Below are 21,341 nucleotides of genomic sequence, written 5' to 3' on the forward strand. Positions count from 1 at the left end.
TAAATTTGACGATTTTGTGAAATTCCGAACACATTATTGTGAATTATTACACATAAAAGTATAATAAGTTTATAAAAAAATCGTGCATATTTTATGACCATTTGTGAAAAAATGAACTTAAACGGAGGGTGATCATAATGAAAGTAGCTGTTATTGGTTGCACACACGCTGGAACTGCAGCAATTACTAATATTCTAAATTTATATCCGAATGCGCAGATTGATGTTTTTGAAAGAAATGACAATGTTTCGTTCTTATCATGTGGAATTGCTTTGTATGTTGGTGGGGTTGTTGAAGATGCTAGTGGCTTGTTCTATGCGTCAGTTGAACAATTCGAAAAACACGGTGTACGTATGCATATGCAACACGAAGTCACCAATTGTAATATGCATAACAAAACATTAGAAGCAAAAGATCTAAAAACGGCTAAAAATCAGACTTATGCTTATGATAAATTAATCGTTACTACTGGGTCTTGGCCTGTTACTCCACCAATTCCCGGATCAGATTTAAACAATGTCATATTATGCAAAAACTATGATCATGCGAAAGAAATCATTCGTCGCTCTCAATCAATAGACAATGTTGTCGTTGTTGGTGCAGGTTACATTGGTGTTGAATTAGTTGAAGCATTTCAAGAAAACGGAAAGAACGTTACATTGATTGATTCAGAGAAGCGAATTTTAAATCGTTATTTAGACGAAACGTTTACTACACCTGTGGAAAAATCTTTTGAAGAAAAGGGAATTCACTTAGCACTAGATCAAACCGTTTCTTCATTTAAAGGAGAAGAAACAGTTGAGAAGGTTGTTACAGATAAAGGAGAATATAACACAGACCTAGTTGTTATGTGTATTGGATTTAGACCAAATTCCGATCTTATCCGTGATCAACTTCATACACTTAAAAACGGTGCGATTGTAGTTGATCCATATATGCAAACAAGTATTAAGGATGTTTATGCTGCTGGTGATTGCTGTGCAGTGAGCTATAATCCTACAAAAGAACCCGCCTATATTCCATTGGCAACCAATGCTGTTCGAATGGGAACGTTAGTAGCACACAACTTAGTAAAACCCCAACTTGCTTATCCAGGTACACAAGGCACTTCTGGACTTAAAATATATAACCATCATATCGCATCTACAGGATTAACTGAAACAGCAGCTGTAGATTTAGGATTAAACGTTCGAAGTGCATACTTGGAAGATACTTATCGTCCTGAATTTATGCCTGAAAATGATGTTGTTAAAATTAAACTTGTATATGAAATAGGAGATCATCGTATTATTGGTGCACAGTTAATTGCAGAGGCCGACTTTACACAAGCAATTAATACTGTTAGTGTCGCAATTGCAAACGATATGACAATTGAAAAATTAGCACTAACTGACTTTTTCTTTCAACCACATTTTAATAAGCCAGTTAATTTTCTAAACCAAGTAGCGCTTAATGCAATGGAAGAAGAAGCAAGACGAAAAACAACACGATCATAATATAAATCCCCCTTTAGGTGGATACACCGAAAAGTTAGATTTTTATCTCTAACTTTAGGAGTTCGATACCTTAATAAGGGGGATTGTTCATTTGAACTGTATTTCACTTAACCACTAATTTATTTTTTAGCTGCGGCAATTAATTCTTGAATAGCCTCATATTTTCCAACGTGTAATAAGTCAACAATGCGACTGCCTACTACAACCCCATCACAATGAGCTGCTAATTCTTTTACTTGTTCAGGTGTGGATACACCGAATCCTGCTAAGACCGGAACAGAACTTTTCTTTTGTAACACCTTTAAATGCGCTGCTAAATTCTTTTTAAAGTTTGCTCGTTCACCCGTTGTACCGGTTACAGTTACAGCATATAGAAATCCTTCCGTTCTTTTAATCAATTCTTCGATTCGATCATCGGTACTAGTCAATGCAGCTAAACGAATAAGTGCAATTTTATATTCAGCTAACTGTTCAGTAATTATCCCTTCTTCCTCTAAAGGAATATCTGGAATTATCAATCCATCTATACCCGCCTGTTCACAATTGATTGCGAATTGTTCTATCCCCATTGCATAAATAGGATTAATGTACGACATAACAACAACAGGAATAGCTCTATCCAGCTTAAATGCTTGTAATGTTTCAAATACTTTTGCTAGTGTAACCTCACCTTCCAAGGCTCGAATACCTGCTTTTTGAATCGTTGGTCCATCTGCAACAGGATCAGAAAAAGGAATCCCAACTTCTACAGCAGTTGCTCCACACTTTTCCAAAAAAGAGATTTGTTCGTTCAATTGCTCAAGTCCACCATCACCAGCCATAATATAAGGCACAAAAGCTTTATCACCATTTTGTAACACTCGTTGGAAAGCATGATCTAATTTTTCTTTAGGCATTACGCTCACCTCCTAATACTTCTTTTACTGCTACAACATCTTTATCCCCTCTTCCTGATAAGCAAATAACGACTGATTGATCCTTGGTCATTTGTTTAGCTAGCTTCGTTACATAAGCAACGGCATGCGCACTCTCTAAAGCAGGAATAATCCCCTCTGTTCTTGTTAGTAGTTGCAGCCCATCTAATGCTTCTTGATCAGTTATTGACCGATAGTTCACACGCCCTGTATCTTTCAAATAGCTGTGTTCAGGTCCAACACCTGGATAATCTAGCCCTGCAGAGATTGAATGTGCTTCTTGAATTTGTCCTGCATGATCTTGTAATAAATAAGTCATTGTTCCATGTAAGATACCTCGTTGTCCATCAGTTAAAGTCGCAGCATGCTTCCCTGTTTCTAGTCCTTCTCCTCCTGCTTCTATACCATAGAGTGTGATTTTGTTATTAATGAATGGGTAAAACATGCCCATTGCATTGCTACCTCCACCAATACAAGCAACAATAGCATCAGGTAATTTTCCTGCTTGCGCTTGTATTTGTTGTTTTGTTTCTGTGCCAATGACACTTTGAAAATCGCGCACAATTTGTGGGAAAGGGTGTGGTCCTACTACTGAGCCAAGAATATAATGCGTATCTTCTACATGACTAACCCAATATCGTAACGCTTCGTTTACTGCATCTTTTAATGTACCATTTCCTTGATCTACACTCTCTACACGCGCACCAAGAAGTTCCATACGAAATACGTTTAATTTTTGTCTGCGTATATCTTCTTCCCCCATAAAAATAATACATTCTAATCCAAGCAACGCACACACTGTGGCTGTTGCAACACCGTGCTGTCCAGCTCCAGTTTCTGCAACAACTTTCTTTTTCCCCATTCGAACAGTCAAAAGTGCTTGACTAATGGCATTATTAATTTTATGTGCTCCTGTATGGTTAAGATCTTCTCGCTTTAAATAGATTTTAGGTCCACCTAGTTTTTTAGTAAGTCTCTCTGCATAATATAGAGGCGTCTCTCTTCCTACATATTGCCTTAAATAATGGTTTAATTGCTCATAAAAAGTCGGGTCTTCTTTGGCTTCTTTATATACTTGCTCTAATTCAAGTATCGCTGGCATCAGTGTTTCTGGTACGAATCGTCCACCAAAAGTACCAAAATGACCATTTTTATTTGGTTGATTATATTGCTCCACTATCTATCACCTATCCTTTTTTGCTTCATTAACAAAAGCTAACATTTTTTCAGCATCTTTCTTATCGTTCGATTCAACACCACTTGAGACATCTACACCAATTGGTTGTACTTGTTTAATTGCATCAGCGACATTTTTTTGATCTAAACCACCAGCTAAAAATAGGCGGTTGTTTCTTTTTGACAAATTCTTTACTAAGCTCCAATCAAATAATTCCCCATTTCCACCTTGATATTTACCTGGTGGGCTATCTAGTAAAAAATATGCTACGTTGTATTGATTTAATTTGTTTACATCCTGCTTCTTATTTATTTGTATTGCTTTAATAGTTGGAACCTGAATTTGATCACAAAATGCAGGTGGTTCATTACCATGTAATTGCACATAATCCAATCCGACAACTGTCGATGTTGTGCGAATAACTTCTAAAGACTCGTTGACAAATACCCCAACTTTTTTGACATGACTCGGTATTTCCCGGGAAATTTCCGCAGCATTTTCCATACTTATTTCTCTTTTACTCTTTGCAAAAACAAAACCAATGAAATCCGCACCAGCTTCTATTGCTTGATTGGCTATTTCTAGTGAAGTTATCCCACATATTTTAACTAGCATTTCGTCCCTCCTTTACAATTTGATCTGGAACTGTGCAAAAGTTTGATCAAGTGCTTGTGAACGCATCATTGTTTCACCAACTAATATTCCTTTTGCTCCCACTTTTCTTACTCGTTCTACATCAGCAGTTGTTTTTATCCCGCTTTCACTAATTAAAAGGATATTCGTTATGTCCATTTTCTGTGCTAACCGCTCTGTCGTTGTTAAATCAACATTAAATGTTTTCAAATTACGGTTATTCACACCTATAATCGATGCGCCAATCGATTGAGCTACTGACAATTCTTCTTCATTGTGTACTTCAAACAATACTTCTAGGTCTGCTTGTTTAGCATATTCAAATAGCGCTTGTAATCTTTGTGCAGGTAAAGCTGCTGCAATTAATAAAATCACATCAGCTCCTGCACTTTTAGCTCGATCAATTTGAATTTCATCTATAATAAAATCTTTGTTCAGCACAGGGATGTCTACTTTTTTTCTTACCTCGCATAGGTCATCCATTGTTCCTTTAAAAAAGGGTTCATCTGTTAGAACAGAAATTGCTCCAGCACCATGATTTTGGTATTTTTCCGCCTGCTCACTAGGAACAACATCTGCGTGGATAATTCCCTTAGATGGTGAAGCACGCTTAATTTCTGCGATAATATTCACATGATCGTTACTCATAAAACGCTCAAATAATGAACGCTTAGGGAAAACTTTGGCTTGCTCATTTGTTCGAATGAATTTTTTCAATACTTCCACTTCTTTTGCTTTTTCCATTAAAATATCGTCCAAAATCGTCACTGTTACACCTCATTTGCTAAACTATATTTGATTAAATTCTCCAATTTTTTTAATGCTCTACCTGAATCAATACTTTCTTTTGCAAGTTGAATACCTTCCCGAACTGAATCAACTTTTCCATGGGCATAAATACCAATCCCGGCATTTAGTAGTACTGTATCGCGATGGGCACCTGTTTTACCTTCTAATACACCTCGAAGAATTTTTGCGTTTTTAGTTGCGTCCCCACCCTTGATTGCTTCATTATCATATTGCGGCAAATCGACATCTGCAGGTGAAAGCGTAAAAGAATGTAACTCACCATCTTCTAGTAAAACTAAAAAATTATCACCAGCTAGTGATGCTTCATCCATATAACCTGCGCCATTAACAACAATTGCTCGTTTGCGTCCTAATTGACTTAGTACCTCTGCCATTTGAACAAGCATATCTCTACAATAGATACCCATCAACTGTGTAGTTAGTTGTATTGGATTGGTAAGTGGGCCAATCAAATTAAAGATTGTCGGAACGTTTAAGACTTTTCGTATTTTCATTACTCTTTTTAGTGATGGATGTACGTGTGGGGCAAACAAAAAAGCAATGCCATTCTGCTTTAATATTTGTTGCATTTGATCTTTATCCATTGTTAAAGATACACCTAATGCTTCTAACACATCTGCACTCCCTGTTTTACTAGAGATACTTCGATTTCCATGTTTTGCAACAGTGATACCAACTCCAGCAATGACAAACGCAGCAGTCGTACTTATGTTAAAGCTTTGTGAGCCATCACCGCCTGTTCCACAATTATCTATAACATTTGGTATATGCTCATTAATACAAAGTGATTTTTCTCGAATAACATTAACAATTCCAGTGATTTCTTCTGTCGTTTCCCCTTTGGCTTTCAGTTCCGTTAAGAAAGCCCCTATCTCTGCTTCAGTTGTTGTTTCTAAAAAAAGTAATCTTGTTGCATGCTCCATCTCTTTTTGAGTTAAATTCTGCTTATTTGAGATTTTCTGAAGAAATCGTTGCATCCAATCGCCCCTTTTTAATAGCATTAAAAAAGTTTGCTAAAATTTTCTTTCCTGTACTTGTTCCGATTGATTCAGGATGAAATTGCAGTCCGTATATAGGTAAATACACGTGTTTTATTGCCATAATTTCTTGATCATCAATTGATGTCGCTGTTACTTGTAATACTTTAGGCAACGTATCGGGGTCAATAACGAGAGAGTGATAACGCATCACTTGTAACGGTTGTTCTAAATAACGAAACATCTCATCTTGTTCATGTTTTATTTTTGATGTTTTACCATGTTTAATTTGTTTTGCATGTGTGATCGTTGCTCCATAAGCCGCTCCGATTGCTTGATGCCCTAAGCAAATCCCTAGTATCGGAAAAGTGGTATCTAACTGCTTTACTACTTCCATACAGATTCCGGCTTGTTCTGGCGTCCCAGGTCCAGGTGATAATATAACTGCTTCCGGACGAAGATCCCTGATATCGTCAACCGTTATTTTATCGTTGCGTAGTACGGTAACCTCTTTTCCAATCTCTGAAATATATTGATATAAGTTATATGTGAATGAATCATAATTATCTATTAACAAAATCATGTCACTGAACCTCCAATAGCGATTTAGCTTTATTTAGTGTTTCTTGATACTCGGATTCCGGATCTGAGTCAAAAACAATACCAGCTCCAGCTTGAACATAAGCTTTATTTTCTTTAATAATCATCGTACGAATAGCTAATGCAAGATCGATATCTCCATTCAAATTAATGTAGCCGATCGCTCCTGCATAAACACCTCTGCTTTGATTTTCGAGTTGATTAATAATTTGCATCGCTCTAATTTTTGGTGCACCAGAAACTGTTCCAGCGGGTAATGTAGCAATTAAAGCATCAACTCCTGTATATGGTGCTTTTAATTTCCCATGCACTTCTGAGACAATGTGCATAACATGTTGATAACGTTCAATCATCATATATTTCGGTATGGAAATACTTCCGACTTCGCACACCCGTCCTAGATCATTTCGTCCTAAATCCACTAACATTTTATGCTCTGCACGTTCTTTTTCATCCGCTTTTAATTCCTTTAATAGCGACTCATCTTCTGCATCTGTTTTTCCTCTCGGACGTGTCCCCGCAATTGGATTTGTTATTACTTGTTTCCCTTTCGTCTTAATTAAGCTTTCCGGTGAAGCACCTAAAACAATGTATTTTTCGAAATCTACAAAAAACATATATGGAGAAGGGTTAGCTATTCGTAATCGTCGATAAAATTCAAAAGGATCGGCATCAAAGCTTGCTTTCATCCGCTGTGATAGTACAACTTGAAACACATCACCATTAACAATATGTTGCTTTGCTGTTTTTACCATCTGAATAAATGTTGCTTGATCGATAGACGCTTGAAAGGAAACATTAATCTCTTTCATTTGATGATCATCTTGTTGATGAATTATAGTATTCTCCAGTGATTCCACTACTGTCACTAAATCCTTGTCTGTTTGCTTTCCATCTAAATTTAGAGCAATGATCGTTATATTTTGTTTTTTATGATCAAAAACGATGACCTGTTGATAAAACATGACATGCACATCTGGCATCGTTAATTCATCATCTACTATTTCTCCTATATCCTCATACTGTCGAATCATATCATAGCCTATATATCCAATAGCACCACCATAAAAAGCAAATGGTAGATCAAGTGATTGATAAGACATGTTTTTCTTAACTATTTCTAAAGCATTTTGAGTGACATGATCGATCATTTTACCGTGCTTATCGTAGATTCTAGTTTCACTTTGGTTTCCGATTATCTCTTTAAACGGATTGCTACCAATAAAGGAATATCTACCCTTTTCTCCATGCCCGCTTGAACTTTCTAATAAAAATTTTTTCCGTCCTTGTATTCGATTAAAAACAGTAATTGGTGTTAATGTATCCCCATTTATTCTTTTTTGTTTCATCCGTATGTTGTTCATTCAATTCCACTCCTTTACTTAATAGTTTTAATCTCCTTTAAACAAAAAAACCCTATATAAACAATCTTATGTTTATATAGGGGACGGCCTGAGCCGCGGTGCCACCGCTATTGAAAAGCAAAAATACTTTTCCTCTTTTGATCATGTAACGTTGATTAAACGGCTTCTCCTACAAAGGCTAATTCAGAGAAGCTCTCTGAAGTCCATTCAGTCTGTTCTTCATACCGGTTTCCAGCTACCCGGCTCTCTGTCATGAAGATGATACAATCAAACCTACTATTCTTCATCTACGATTCTTATTTATTTTTTGAAACAAAAAAGGCTTCCCCATCCGATAAGGACGAGGAAACCCGTGGTACCACCTTAGTTAGCTAAAAGCTCACTTTACTATCAGAGTATATACTCGAATAGCTGTCTCAGATAACGATGAGACGATATCGTCAAAGCCTACTTCCTTTTTATAAAGGGGTCGGTTTGAAAGCTCAGAAGTCCATTCACTTAATGCTTTATACTAGTTCACACCAAACACTAGCTCTCTGAATAAAACAATTTAAGCTACTTCTCTTCGTCAATGCTCTTTCCGTTTGATTTGTTGGTTCTAATGATAATATGTTTTTATACATATGTCAATAACAAAGATGGGAATTTTCTAAATTTTCACAAAAACATGTGTACTTAATATTCCTCTATCTCTTCTTCAATCTTTTCACCTAAATGTCTTCCTGGTTGATCTGGATAACAAAAAAGACGATCCCCTGCTTTTAATTCTAAAACTGGCTTTGCTTCACCATCTGCTGTTCGCACATGGACACTATCCGCTTCTTGCAATGTGGCAGAGACTTCTTGATTCGTTCCCTCTACTCGACAAACGACTCGCAAAAACGATCTTTTCTCTACTTTGACCCTTCCAATTGCAATTTTTCTAACACCATCGTTACTCCAAATAGGAATCTCTAATCCTGCTTTTAATTCTGATAAGTAAGCTGTTTTTCCTTCACCTAAATAAATATAATGATGAATAGCTCCACCATTTAAACGAAATACTCTTGGAGGATATGTTGCTGTTGAACGATTCTCTGAAAGAACAGATAAATAACCATTTCCAGTATTGCCTACTAACATACCTTCTAACGCATCTAGTTCATCAATCAGATCAATACATACCCTTGCCCCTAGCCCAATAGGTGTGATCGAAACAACTTCTGCAATTGCTAGTTTTTCCATTTTTAAACTCCTTTACATGAAAAAGTTTAATTTTATTGCGTATTTTTATAGCCAAGTCATGTTATTATAATATACAATATATGCTAGATTTACAAACAGGAGGATGAAACATGAGGAAATGGCTAGTATTTTTATTTCTTCTATTAATTGTTACAGTTGGCACATTAGGAATAATACAAAGCGGGTCAACACAAGGTATCGAAGTGGAAGATAATACGACGATTACTATTGACGAATAAACACAAAAATTATATTCCTAGGCATGATATATATCAATTGAGATTAAAGAAAGCGAACATCAAGCACAAGAGGTTCCAGGATAGCTTACGTATTCTATGGTGACGATCCATTGAAGAAAAATAGGACTTTATAGGCGAATAGATACTGGAGAAAAGCAACCTACTCATGGATTTAAAATCAAAACTCTAGCACGCTTATACTAGAATTATCACTACAGAATGTTGAAAAAATATCATATATCTTCAAAACAAAAAAGAAAAAGAATAAATTTTGCAATCTAGTTTAATTGAGAGGTTATCAAGTAGCAGCGAGTAATGGAGCTGACCTTTCTCATATAATGATTTTAAAAAACCGGATGTGATTCTATCACATCCGGTTAATCATTATCCTAATATAGTTACTTCAACTGTTCTTACTCCCCATTGGTAAGCTTTGTCTTTCGTTGGTACGTGTATATCAATTTTATTACCTTTAATTGCTCCACCAGTATCTCCAGCGACTGCTTCTCCATAGCCTTCAACATACACTCTCGTACCTAAAGGGATAACATTAGGGTCTACGGCAATTACTTTTCTATTTGGATCACTCTTTAAATCAATACCTGTTGCCGTAATACCTGAACAGCCAGAACATTCTGCTGTATAAGCTGTTGCTGTAACAGTTAATGTTTTCTGCTGTTCCGTTTTTGTTTCTTTTGTTGGACTTGGTGTTGAACTTGGCTTTGGCTGATTCGTTGCTTTTGTAGCCTTTATTTGTGTGTCATTCGTTGCTTTTCTAGCTTCTTTTACAACTAACTCTTGATCTACTAGAATCAAATCAGAAGATAATGTATTCCAATGTTTTAAATCCTCTACTGACACGTGATGTTTTTCTGCTATTTGACTTAATGTATCGCCCGCTTTGACGGTATATACAATATCTTTATCTATTTGTAATAACTGTCTAGGAAGAATAATATTTGTTGCTAGATTATTAGCTTCTTTTAAATCATCAACTTCTATTCCATTTTCACGGGCAATTTCCCAAAGCGTATCTCCCTTTTTTACTTGGTACTCTTCTGCAGATGTTTGTGTTGAAGCAGTGCCTACAATAATTAAACCTGTAGCCAAAGCCACAATCTTTTTTTTCATCTGTTTTCCCTCCTTCAAAATGTGACAAGCTCTATCCTAACATAGACACAAGTGTGTTGTGGTTACAATATAGTTAAGAAACCATTGCAATGGTTACGTTTTAAGATTTCCCTTGTCATATTCGTCATTTTGGGGCAGTTTTGCAATATTTTATACATGAAAATGAAATATTTCTGAATTTTTTTCTTATTTAAGCCGTTTATTTCTTAAAACTTTCTTGCTAATTTTCGGATAAATCACGTGTTACTATTATAATAGAGTTAATATGATAAAAGTAACGGCTCTATGTTTATCAATGAATAAATTGCAACTTTTTTATAGTGACACAAATTCCTGTCGTTTATTTTCTTGAGAGATGGGCAGAAGTAACGTACAGAGAAATGATTTGTTATTTGTTAATACAATTAAAAACTGCTCTAATCACCTTTTTCCTAACATGTGAAAAAGAGCATTTCACATATTCTTAACATCTAATTCATACTTGGTTTATATAACATTGATACAATATCATTGTTAAGCAAACTTTTGCTAACGATTATATTTCTCACAAAGTGATAGCCCCAATTTAAGATGCTCCCCATATAATGGAGAGCATCATTTTTTCACTTGTTTTTTTGTTGTTCTATCTATTGTTTTGATAATATAACTGATGTTCGATCAAAAGCCTTAATAAATCTCTTCTATTCGATTATGAATATCCACTCTTGGTCTAGGTTTCGGTACTTTAGCTGGGTAACCTATTTGCAACATACCTACAACCTTTTCTCCCTTCTGTGCACCAATTACATTTCTAAATGCTTCCGTTGTTGTAAGTGGGCCTGTTTTCCATATCAGCCCAATCTCTTTCTCCCATGCAAGCAGGCTAAAGTTCTGAATGATACAACTTGTTGCAGCATAATCTTCCTGTCTTGTTTTCAAATCAGGATTCTCTTCCAATAGTACCATTAGATATACTGGGACACCCATCATTTTTTGATATGCTTTTTCACCGCTACGTTTCTTTTCTTCCTCAGTTGTCCCCTTAGCGGATGAGCGTCTGTTTAATTCAGCAATCTTTTCTTTTCCTTTGCCATAAACAAAAACAAAGCGCCAAGGTTGAGTCATTTTATGATTCGGCACCCATATGGCTGTTCCCAACAGCTGCTTCAATAGAGTAATATCCACCTCTTTATCTTGGTACAATTGAATGGAACGTCTCCCCCTAATAATCTCCTCTAAATTCATTTCCCCATCACCCCTATAATAATTGAGAATAATTTTCATTTAAGTATAGCATAGTTGAAAAATATTTCAAAAAAATAAATATGATACCGATTCACGATGATTTTATCGTATAAAAATTATTGAAGTTTTAGCCTTATCTATTGTTTTGAAGAAAAAAGCGTGCTATTCTATATTTAGTTAATAAATTAATTTAATTAAGTTTATAATTAGGAGGATAAACAATGGAGATAGCTTCACTAATAAAAGATTTTCAAGCCATATTTTCTAACTTCGAAGTACCTCATGTTTTTTTTGCACCTGGACGGATCAATTTAATTGGAGAACATACGGACTATAATGGTGGTTATGTTTTCCCTGCGTCGATTTCATTTGGAACTTATGCCATTGCAACCAAAAGATCTGATAATAAGGTTCGATTTTACTCAAAAAACTTTGAAGAAAACGGTATCATTGAAACTTCCTTGGATCATCTTTCATACAATAAAGCGCATAGTTGGGCAAACTATCCAAAAGGAATGCTGCAAACAATGATCGAAGATGGACATGAGATAACTTCTGGATTTGATGTGTTATACTATGGTAACATCCCGAATGGCGCTGGCTTATCTTCTTCTGCTTCCATCGAGCTAGCTACTGGCGTACTTGTTGAGCATTTATTTGACCTTTCCATCGACCGTATTCATATGGTTCAATTAGGACAACAAGTGGAGAATGATTATATTGGTGTTAACAGCGGAATTATGGATCAATTTGCTATTGGTATGGGAAAAAAAGATCATGCTATCTTACTGGATTGCACCACATTAGATTATACGTATGCGCCTATTGCTTTAGAAAATTACGTAATTATGATTATGAATACAAATAAACGTAGAGAATTAGCTGACTCAAAGTATAATGAACGTAGAAGTGAATGTGAGCGTGCCTTACAAGATTTACAAAAAACTTTAGAAATTAATAGTTTGGGCGAGTTGACTACTGAAGCATTTGAAAACAATAAACACCTCATTAGTAACGACACCGACCGCAAACGTGCCAAGCATGCAGTTTATGAAAATGAAAGAACAAAACAAGCATTGAAAGAATTAGAAGCACAAAACTTACAAGCATTTGGAAAATTACTAGATCAATCACATACTTCCTTACAACATGACTATGAAGTGACTGGAATTGAACTTGACACGATTGTAAAAGCAGCATGGAAGCAACCAGGCGTTTTAGGTGCCCGCATGACAGGCGCAGGTTTTGGTGGATGTGCGATAGCCCTTGTCAAAACCGATGAGGTAGATCGTTTTAAAACAAAAGTAAATGCACAATATAAAGATGTCGTTGGTTATGAAGCTACATTTTATATGGCGACCATCGGGGACGGGGCAAAAAAAATTAAATTTTAAGGAGTGTTATATATGCGCGTTTTAGTATTAGGTGGAGCTGGTTATATCGGCTCACACGCTGTTTATCAATTAATTGATAAAGGGCATGACGCAATTGTTATTGATAATTTAGAAACAGGGCATGAAGCTGCTATTCATAGCAAGGCTACTTTTTACAAGGGAGATATCCGTGATATTTCTTTTTTACGAGAGGTCTTTACTAACGAAAAAATTGATGCTGTGCTACACTTTGCAGCTAATTCATTAGTTGGAGAATCAATGGAAAAACCACTAAAATATTTTGATAATAACGTATATGGTACACAAGTATTACTAGAAGCAATGAAAGAGTTTTCTATTGATAAAATTGTTTTTTCTTCAACCGCAGCAACTTACGGCGAACCAGACGAAGTGCCTATCACAGAAGAAATGCCGACAAACCCAACGAGCACTTATGGCGAAACTAAATTAACAATGGAAAAAATAATGAAATGGTGTGAAGCTGCATATGGTACCCGCTACGTATCTTTACGCTACTTTAATGTAGCTGGCGCTCGCTCTACTAGTGAAATTGGAGAAGATCATAGACCAGAAACACATTTGATTCCTATTATTCTACAAGTAGCACTAGGACAAAGAGATGCGATTACCATATTCGGTGAAGATTACGATACACCTGATGGTACTTGTATTCGTGATTACGTTCATGTAGAAGATCTAATCGATGCGCATATTCTTGCGTTAGAATACTTACAAGATGGTAAAGAAAGTAACATTTTTAATTTAGGTAGTAGTCAAGGTTTCTCTGTAAAAGAAATGATTGATGCGGCACGATCTGTTACCAATCACACGATTCCAGCTAAAGTTGGTGAAAGAAGACCAGGTGATCCAAGTACATTGATTGCTTCTTCTGACAAAGCTAAAAAAATACTTAGATGGGATCCAAAACGAACAAATATTCATCAAATAATTGAAGATGCTTGGAATTGGCATAAGAACCATCCAAACGGCTATCGAGAGGACGTATAATGATGTCAAACCATATATTTCAAATAATTGAACAATTAGTAAAAAAAGGAATAGAGCATGAATTAATTACGTTACAGGATGAAGTCTATGTTCGAAATCAAATCCTAGGTCTACTGCAAGTCGAGGGATTTCTATCTCCTAAATTGGAAACTACCATTCAAGATATTCCTGACCTTTTAGAAGCCTTGGTAGATTATGCTGTTCAAGAAAAAATAATTGAAGATGTATTAGATGATAAAGAAATATTAACTGCAAACATAATGAATTGTTTTTTAGCGAAACCAGCAGACGTCAATCGAGAATTTTATGAACAATTTGTAGTATCACCGGAAGCTGCAACCGATTATTTTTACAAACTAAGCAAAAACAGTAATTATATTCAGACGAAACGAATTGCTAAAAATATTCAATATAAAACTGAAAGTCCATATGGAAAGCTAGACATTACCATTAACCTATCTAAACCTGAAAAGGATCCTGAACAGATTAAACGGGAACGAGCAATGAAACAACAAATTAGCTATCCGCAATGTTTATTATGTCGGGAGAATGAGGGGTATGTGGGTAGAACTGGATATCCCGCTAGGTCCAATCATCGAATCATAGAAGTGCCTTTAGAAGGAGAAACATGGTTTTTACAATACTCGCCATATGTGTATTATAATGAGCACAGCATCCTTCTTTCGGGTGAGCATCGGCCAATGGAAATTACATCATCAACCTTTGAACGTTTAACTGCTTTTGTAGAGAAATTCCCTCATTACTTTATGGGATCTAACGCAGACCTCCCTATTGTTGGCGGAAGTATTTTATCTCATGATCATTATCAAGGCGGTCGATATACCTTTGCAATGACTAAAGCTGCAGACGCATTCTCATTTCCATTAGTTAAATACCCTAATGTAATCGCTTCTGTTGTTGAGTGGCCTATGTCTGTGATTCGAATACGTAGCGAAAATAAGAAAGAAGTAGTAGAAGCAGCTGCCTATTTATTAGAGCAATGGCAAAACTATAGTGATCCTACCATAGAGATCGTTGCATTTACCGGAGATACACCACATAATACAATTACTCCAATTGCACGAATGCGTGATCATGCATTTGAACTAGATTTGGTATTGCGTAATAATCGTACAACAGAACAGTATCCTTTTGGTATTTTCCACCCACATGAGGATGTGCATCATATCAAAAAGGAAAATATCGGTTTGATTGAGGTGATGGGATTAGCAGTACTTCCGCCACGCTTAAAAGATGAATTAAATGCGATTGAGGCTCATTTGCTTGATCAACAAACACCTGTCGCTGACTATCATCAAGCTTGGGTGAAGCAAATCAAACAACAAAATGATTCGATTAACACTTCCAATGTAAAAGGTATTCTTCATCAAGCATTGGGGGATAAGTTTACTCGTGTTCTAGAAGATGCAGGTGTGTTTAAATCAAGTGAAGACGGAAAACAAGCTTTTAAACGCTTTATTGAAACTGTCAATCACAAGCAATAAATTTGGGAGGATATTTTCATGCATGTTCACGAAAAAACACTGACTGTATCTGGACAAAACTGGATAGAGTATACGTTAGAAAATGACCAAGGGATATCAATCAATTGTCTTAACTATGGTGGAATTATTAAAGATATTAACGTACCTGATCGTAATGGAAAATTAGAAAATGTCGTTTTAAGTTTCGCAAACAATGAAGATTATCTAAACAACCCTAATTTTTTTGGTGCCTTAGTTGGTAGAGTTGCTGGTCGGATTGAATCATCCTCTTTTTCAATTGATGGAAAAATGTATACACTTCCTGCTAACGAAGAAGACCACCACTTGCATGGCGGTACTAATGGCTTCCACCAAATTTTATGGGAAACAACGCCTTTTCAAACGGAAACACAAATAGGAGTTCATTTTACACATACTTTTCCTGATGGAGATGGAGGATATCCAGGACAGTTGGAAGTTACAATCACGTATGCTCTAACAAATGAAAATAATTTTGAAATTACTTATCAAGCTATATCAGATCAAGACACGATCCTAACTACAACAAATCACTCCTATTTTAATTTAAGCGGTAACTTAAAAAGGGATATTTTGCACCATGACGTACAAATAGATGCAGGACAATTTGTGGAATTGAATCATGATCTGATCCCAACAGGTGACATTTTATCTGTTGATAATACGGTATTTGATTTTCGTAAAGCACACCCTATCATTGATGGCGTTCACTCTATTGATCAACAGAACTTAGTCGCTTCTAACGGATTTGATCATTACTTTATATTTGATCATCAACAACAACCTAATGCTACTATAACAGAACGGGAAAGCGGAAGAAGATTAGAAGTGCGAACTGATCAGCCTGGAATGGTAATGTACACGTCAAACGGGTTGGATGATTCTATTAAGTTAAAAGAAAGAAATGCGACAAAACATTTAGGAATATGCTTAGAAACACAAGGCTCTCCTGCCTCTTTAAAACATAAAGGTTTTCCTAGTATATACTTAAGTAAAGGTGAAACATACCATAAGAAAACGATCTTTTCTTTTCGTACGATAGATTAGTGAATTTACCGGGTATCTTACCAAGAAATTAGCTACAAAAAAGTCATGAAGCAATTTACTCGCTTCATGACTTCTTCTACATCGTTACCTCTCCATTTCGTTCAAATAACGCCGCCAATAGTAACGCAACTGCACCTAATGCAGTTGCTTGTTCTCCTAAATTTGAGAACACAACTTGTGTTTGCTTCGCTTTTGGTGTAAGTGCTCTGTGTCTAATTGTTTGAACAATCGGATCTAAAATAAATGTGCGCGCTCTCGCTACACCACCACTAATAATAATTTTTGATGGGTTAATCATATGAATCAGATTCGTTAACCCGATGCCAATATACTCACCTGTTTCCTCTAATATTCTTATTGCGTAGCTATCTCCATCTTCAGCAGCTTGAAAGACTCTTTCTCCAGTTATAGGAGAAGTTGTTTTAAGTACAGATTGTGCGGCTTGATCTAAGTGCTGCACTGCCCGCTCTGCTATCGCAGGCCCAGAAATAATCGTCTGTAAGCAGCCTTTGTTTCCACATGAGCATGTTTTCCCATTTATATCTACTGTCATATGGCCAATTTCTCCAGCAAGGCTGTTATCTCCATGGTATAATTTACCGTTAACTGCCATACCAGCACCTACTCCATTACCAATATTGACCGCTACCATACTTTTTGAATTTTTACCCTGTCCAAACCAAACTTCTCCTAAAGCAAGCGCTCGCGCATCATTTTCTACTATTACCATTACGTTAAACCTATCTTCTAACGTTTGTTGGATCGGAACATCTTTCAAGTCTAAATTAGGCGCGTAAAGCGATGTACCGGTTTCTACGTCAATGACACCATGCATCGCTATTCCTATGCCAATAATTTTATCCTTATCTTGAATATACTGTTGTAGCACTGTTTCGATCCCAGTTTCTAAAATACTTAAAAAAGTGGCTTCTGTTACTTTTTCGGTAATTGGTAAGCTACAACGTTCCATGACTTTGCCAGATAAGTCAGTCAGTATCGTCTCAACTTCTCTTGGTCCTGCATCTACACCAACAACATAAAAACTTTGATAATTAATGACTAACATTGTTGGCTTTCTTCCACCTTGCGATATACCAAGTGTACTTTCCTTTACAATGCCTTGTTCAATTAATTCTTTAACAATACTACCTACCGTTGGAGGCGTTAAATTTGTCTCTTTGGCAATTTGAGCACGAGAAATCGGCTCACTATTTAATATTTTATTTAAAATAATTGATTTGTTTAATGATTTCATCCATCTAAAGCTACCAATTTGCATATCACTCCGCCCCCCAAGTGTTAAGCTTTCTAATTACAAATAGCGTATCACATTAATTAATTTAATTAAAGAACGAATAGAAAGTAAGAAGATAGGTACATAATAAAATACTTCTTAAGCTTGTCCATTAAAAATCGGCAATCAATCGATCATTTAAGTGATCTGCTATAGATGTTTATTTTCCATTAATGCCGCATATTCACTCCGCTGAATCATCTTTTCTATTAAAAGAGTGAACCATAGTTCATATCCTGCGCTATAGTTCACTTTTGTTTAATTTTTACTCAAGCTTGTCATTTCTTGCTTCTATATATGTTTCAAACTTTTTATCACCTGAATAAGTGAAAAAGTAGTAACATCTACTAGACCTCGGTTAGAAATTCTCACTTCAGGTATGACAGGTAAAGCAATGAGTGAAAAGGTCATGAATGGTGCGTGAATCGGACAGCCAAGTTCTTCCCAAGCTCTTTCTAAGTCTTTTACCTGTGTGACCACTTCCTCTGCATTCGCATCAGACATTAATCCTGCAATCGGCATTGGAACTTGTGCAAGTATGTTACCATCCTCAACTACAATCATCCCTCCGCCTAAATCGATTAACGCATTAGCAGCAAAAGCCATGTCCTCTTCATCGACACCCATTACTAATAAATTATGGCTATCATGTGCGACTGTGGATGCTACTGCACCACGTTTTAATTGAAATCCATTCACGAAAGCAACAGATATATCTCCGGATTGGTGATGTCTGTCAATACAAGCTAATTTAATAACATCTTGAGCTAGGTCTGATATAACAAGTTGATCCTGTACATCCAATACCGCCTCCATCTTCTCTGTTCTTGCACTATTCTCGATTACTTTTATACCATTAACGACTACTTGCTCAGACGTTGTATCTACTTTTACATTAAAATCATCTGGTACTAGTTTATTTTTGACATGAATGGATTGCTTAATATGATTAGGGTACGTATAGTTCGGTAATGTAGCCACTAAATGTTGATCCGCTACTACTACTTGACCATTTACAATCACGTCACTAGGCTCCATTTGTTCTAAATTTTCCAATACGATGATATCCGCGCATTTACTTGGTGTAATACTTCCAAAATCATCAGCCATATTAAAATATCTTGCTACATTTAAAGTTGCCATTTTAATTGCTGTAACAGGATCCACGCCTTCTTCTATCGCACGCCTGACAACATGATTAATATGACCTTTTTCTACTAATGTTTGTGGATACACATCATCTGTTACTAATAATATATGTTCCGTTGCAACACGATCCTCTGTTACGATCTTGATCACTTCTTTAACATCTTGCCATGCTGATCCTTCTCGTATCATGACATACATTCCTAAACGTAGTTTCTCAAGTGCTTGTTCACGGTCTACTGTTTCATGACAAGAAGTAACCCCTGATGCAATATACGCTTGTAGCATTTCATTACTACCATCAGGAAAATGACCGGTCACTGTTTTACCAGCTAACATTGTTTCTTGAATCTCACCTAACATTTTTGGTTCTCCTGTAATAACTCCTGGAAAATTCATTACTTCTCCAAGTCCAACGACATTATCCCAAGTCAATCCTTCTTTAATATCTTCTACTTCTAATGTTGCTCCTGCATCTTCCAGACCGTCTGTTGCTGGCACACATGAAGGAAACGTGGTAAATACATGCATCGGTAATCGTTGCCCTTCTTCATGCATCTGTCTTACACCTTCAACACCAAACACATTAGCAATTTCATGTGGATCCATAAAAATACTAGTCGTCCCCTTTGTTAGTGCAATACGAGCAAATTCAGTTACAGTGAGCATGGTACTCTCTACATGCATATGCCCATCCATTAACCCTGGGGCAATATATTTACCTGTTGCATCTATCACGTTTGTCACAGTTCCAATCGTATGATTTGCTTTTCCTACATAAGCTATGCGTCCTTTTGAAATAGCGACATCCATGTTTGGTAATAATTCTCCTGTAATCACATTGACAAGTGTACCATTCTGAATCACAAGTTCTGCCTTTTCTTCTCCTAGTGCTACTTTTGCTAAATGTTGATTCACTTGATCTAATGAGTATGCCATGTTTGATAACCCCTTCTTTTTATATAATATAAAAAACCCAAGGCGTGCGTTCATCCTTGGGTAATTACATGAAGGGATGATGATAGAACAATAGCTTGTAGGCATTCTTATTCCATCACTTTTCCCTACATGTAGTCCAGTGATTTACGGTCACCCGGTAGAAACGCTTAAGCCAATTCTTAAGCTTATACATGTAACTTTTATTTAATGATATTTATTCTTTTTAACATAGCTTTTGTAAAAGGTCAACTGCTTTCTATTAGAAAAAGCGTGCTTTTAAATAGTGATACACACCTTCATCATCACAAGTATGTGTAGTTACTTCATCTGCTAAGCTCTTAATCTCTGGAACTGCGTTTTGCATTGCAACGGATTGACCAGCTAAGTGAAACATAGAGAGATCATTGTGGCTATCTCCCATTACTAGAATGTCACTTGGGTCAATACGTACGTTATTTAAAATCGCTTGAATGCCTGTTGCTTTGTTAACATTGGCGACCATTATTTCAACATTATGGTCAGAAGAAGACGCTGTAGTAAAATTCATCCATTGCTTAAGTTCATCTAATACTTGCTTCCAATCATTAATATGTTCCTCTTGTTTACTAAAGCAATAAAACTTAGAGTACATTTGTTCCGGAAATGTTTCTTTCCAGTCTATAGCTTCTTTCATTGCCTCTTTTCGCTCAATCCATTCGTTAATTCCTACACGTTCAGGTTTCGGGTCTTCTACTTCTTCAGCTAATATATTATAATCTTTTTTAAGAACTATTCGCTTCCCTGTTGTCGGAAAAAGTTCATAATAAACCTGATGTTCTCGTGCTTTCTCAACGATTCGTCTTACAAGTTCAAACGGCAAGCCATGTTCTTCAATTTTTTCGTCACCTACATAAGCTGTCATGCCATTCGAACTAATTACACCATCTACCTCGAGGTCATCGGAAAGGAATGTTAACACTTCTCCCTTTGATCGACCAGTTGCAATAAAAACAAGCATTCCTTTTTCTCTTAGTTGTGTTATTATTTGTTTCGTCTTGTCACTTATTCGATTATAGTTATCTAATATCGTTCCATCCATATCAAGAAAAATTGCTTTTGGATCTTTGTGCCTCATTTATTATGCTCTCCCTTTTCTTATCACAGTTATAACTAGTATAGCATGTCTATTCATCTAAAAGTTGTAGCAGTTACTACTTGCTTT

General features: G+C 36.1%; 19 protein-coding genes, 1 riboswitch and 2 other annotated features. Of the genes, 6 read left to right on the top strand and 13 right to left on the bottom strand.

The genetic code is table 11. The features are described 5' to 3' along the window. Positions 1 to 137: 137 nt before the first annotated feature. Positions 138 to 1,496, top strand: coding sequence for an FAD-dependent oxidoreductase (locus tag ACH6CY_RS02065; protein WP_374065571.1), 1,359 nt, complete (start codon positions 138 to 140; stop codon positions 1,494 to 1,496). Between the two features lie 119 nt (positions 1,497 to 1,615). Here ACH6CY_RS02065 and trpA read toward each other — a convergent pair whose 3' ends face one another. The 8 genes from trpA to ACH6CY_RS02105 all read right to left on the bottom strand — a co-directional run bounded on the left by trpA (position 1,616) and on the right by ACH6CY_RS02105 (position 9,195). Beyond that, complete coding sequence (gene trpA, locus ACH6CY_RS02070; protein ID WP_374065572.1) at positions 1,616 to 2,392, bottom strand: tryptophan synthase subunit alpha; 777 nt, start codon at positions 2,390 to 2,392, stop codon at positions 1,616 to 1,618. Then, positions 2,385 to 3,587 carry a tryptophan synthase subunit beta gene (gene trpB, locus ACH6CY_RS02075; RefSeq protein ID WP_374065573.1) on the bottom strand — a complete coding sequence of 401 codons (1,203 nt, stop codon included), beginning with the start codon at positions 3,585 to 3,587 and terminating at the stop codon, positions 2,385 to 2,387. Before trpB ends, trpA begins: the two co-directional genes overlap by 8 nt. 6 nt (positions 3,588 to 3,593) lie before the next feature. Continuing rightward, the gene (locus ACH6CY_RS02080) at positions 3,594 to 4,202 is read right to left on the bottom strand and encodes a phosphoribosylanthranilate isomerase (RefSeq protein WP_374065574.1); all 609 of its coding nucleotides are present in this window, start codon (positions 4,200 to 4,202) and stop codon (positions 3,594 to 3,596) included. A gap of 12 nt (positions 4,203 to 4,214) precedes the next feature. Further along, positions 4,215 to 4,988: an indole-3-glycerol phosphate synthase TrpC gene (gene trpC / locus ACH6CY_RS02085; protein ID WP_374065575.1), complete on the bottom strand. Its 774-nt coding sequence runs from the start codon at positions 4,986 to 4,988 to the stop codon at positions 4,215 to 4,217. A 2-nt stretch (positions 4,989 to 4,990) separates the two neighbouring features. Beyond that, entirely contained in the window at positions 4,991 to 6,007 is a 1,017-nt protein-coding gene (trpD, locus tag ACH6CY_RS02090; RefSeq protein ID WP_374065576.1) for an anthranilate phosphoribosyltransferase, read from the bottom strand. After that, positions 5,976 to 6,590, bottom strand: a complete 615-nt coding sequence (locus ACH6CY_RS02095) for an anthranilate synthase component II (protein ID WP_374065577.1) — start codon at positions 6,588 to 6,590, stop codon at positions 5,976 to 5,978. The genes trpD and ACH6CY_RS02095 overlap by 32 nt, the downstream gene beginning before the upstream one ends. Position 6,591: 1 nt before the next feature. Next, positions 6,592 to 7,971 carry an anthranilate synthase component I gene (gene trpE, locus ACH6CY_RS02100; RefSeq protein WP_483874855.1) on the bottom strand — a complete coding sequence of 460 codons (1,380 nt, stop codon included), beginning with the start codon at positions 7,969 to 7,971 and terminating at the stop codon, positions 6,592 to 6,594. A gap of 76 nt (positions 7,972 to 8,047) precedes the next feature. Further along, positions 8,048 to 8,270, bottom strand: a binding site (T-box leader). A 34-nt stretch (positions 8,271 to 8,304) separates the two neighbouring features. Then, positions 8,305 to 8,552, bottom strand: a binding site (T-box leader). 94 nt (positions 8,553 to 8,646) lie between these two features. Beyond that, the gene (locus ACH6CY_RS02105) at positions 8,647 to 9,195 is read right to left on the bottom strand and encodes a 3-dehydroquinate synthase II domain-containing protein (protein WP_374065578.1); all 549 of its coding nucleotides are present in this window, start codon (positions 9,193 to 9,195) and stop codon (positions 8,647 to 8,649) included. Between the two features lie 110 nt (positions 9,196 to 9,305). On the opposite strand from ACH6CY_RS02105, the gene ACH6CY_RS02110 reads away from it, so the two are divergent. After that, a complete protein-coding gene (locus ACH6CY_RS02110) occupies positions 9,306 to 9,434 on the top strand; it encodes a hypothetical protein (protein WP_374065579.1) in 129 nt (42 codons plus the stop codon). Positions 9,435 to 9,818: 384 nt separating this feature from the next. Here ACH6CY_RS02110 and ACH6CY_RS02115 read toward each other — a convergent pair whose 3' ends face one another. Beyond that, the gene (locus ACH6CY_RS02115; RefSeq protein WP_374065580.1) at positions 9,819 to 10,565 is read right to left on the bottom strand and encodes a LysM peptidoglycan-binding and 3D domain-containing protein; all 747 of its coding nucleotides are present in this window, start codon (positions 10,563 to 10,565) and stop codon (positions 9,819 to 9,821) included. A 666-nt stretch (positions 10,566 to 11,231) separates the two neighbouring features. Then, a complete protein-coding gene (locus tag ACH6CY_RS02120; RefSeq protein WP_374065581.1) occupies positions 11,232 to 11,789 on the bottom strand; it encodes a nitroreductase family protein in 558 nt (185 codons plus the stop codon). Positions 11,790 to 12,010: 221 nt separating this feature from the next. On the opposite strand from ACH6CY_RS02120, the gene ACH6CY_RS02125 reads away from it, so the two are divergent. Genes ACH6CY_RS02125 through ACH6CY_RS02140 form a run of 4 tightly spaced genes read left to right on the top strand, consistent with a single transcriptional unit; the run spans position 12,011 to position 16,761 of the window. Beyond that, entirely contained in the window at positions 12,011 to 13,183 is a 1,173-nt protein-coding gene (locus tag ACH6CY_RS02125; protein WP_374065582.1) for a galactokinase, read from the top strand. A 12-nt stretch (positions 13,184 to 13,195) separates the two neighbouring features. After that, positions 13,196 to 14,191: a UDP-glucose 4-epimerase GalE gene (gene galE, locus ACH6CY_RS02130; protein ID WP_374065583.1), complete on the top strand. Its 996-nt coding sequence runs from the start codon at positions 13,196 to 13,198 to the stop codon at positions 14,189 to 14,191. Next, entirely contained in the window at positions 14,191 to 15,696 is a 1,506-nt protein-coding gene (gene galT, locus ACH6CY_RS02135; protein WP_374065584.1) for a UDP-glucose--hexose-1-phosphate uridylyltransferase, read from the top strand. The genes galE and galT overlap by 1 nt, the downstream gene beginning before the upstream one ends. Positions 15,697 to 15,714: 18 nt before the next feature. Continuing rightward, entirely contained in the window at positions 15,715 to 16,761 is a 1,047-nt protein-coding gene (locus tag ACH6CY_RS02140; RefSeq protein WP_374065585.1) for an aldose epimerase family protein, read from the top strand. A gap of 76 nt (positions 16,762 to 16,837) precedes the next feature. On the opposite strand, the gene ACH6CY_RS02145 is transcribed toward ACH6CY_RS02140, so the two are convergent. The 3 genes from ACH6CY_RS02145 to ACH6CY_RS02155 all read right to left on the bottom strand — a co-directional run bounded on the left by ACH6CY_RS02145 (position 16,838) and on the right by ACH6CY_RS02155 (position 21,254). Further along, positions 16,838 to 18,040 carry an ROK family transcriptional regulator gene (locus tag ACH6CY_RS02145; protein ID WP_374065586.1) on the bottom strand — a complete coding sequence of 401 codons (1,203 nt, stop codon included), beginning with the start codon at positions 18,038 to 18,040 and terminating at the stop codon, positions 16,838 to 16,840. A gap of 306 nt (positions 18,041 to 18,346) precedes the next feature. Continuing rightward, positions 18,347 to 20,140, bottom strand: a complete 1,794-nt coding sequence (gene ade, locus ACH6CY_RS02150) for an adenine deaminase (RefSeq protein WP_374065587.1) — start codon at positions 20,138 to 20,140, stop codon at positions 18,347 to 18,349. 112 nt (positions 20,141 to 20,252) lie between these two features. Continuing rightward, positions 20,253 to 20,353, bottom strand: a riboswitch (purine riboswitch). Between the two features lie 46 nt (positions 20,354 to 20,399). Beyond that, complete coding sequence (locus ACH6CY_RS02155; protein WP_374065588.1) at positions 20,400 to 21,254, bottom strand: HAD family hydrolase; 855 nt, start codon at positions 21,252 to 21,254, stop codon at positions 20,400 to 20,402. Between the last annotated feature and the right edge of the window lie 87 nt (positions 21,255 to 21,341).

It is taken from the genome of Paraliobacillus sp. JSM ZJ581 (assembly GCF_044383835.1).
Lineage (GTDB): Bacteria > Bacillota > Bacilli > Bacillales > Amphibacillaceae > Paraliobacillus.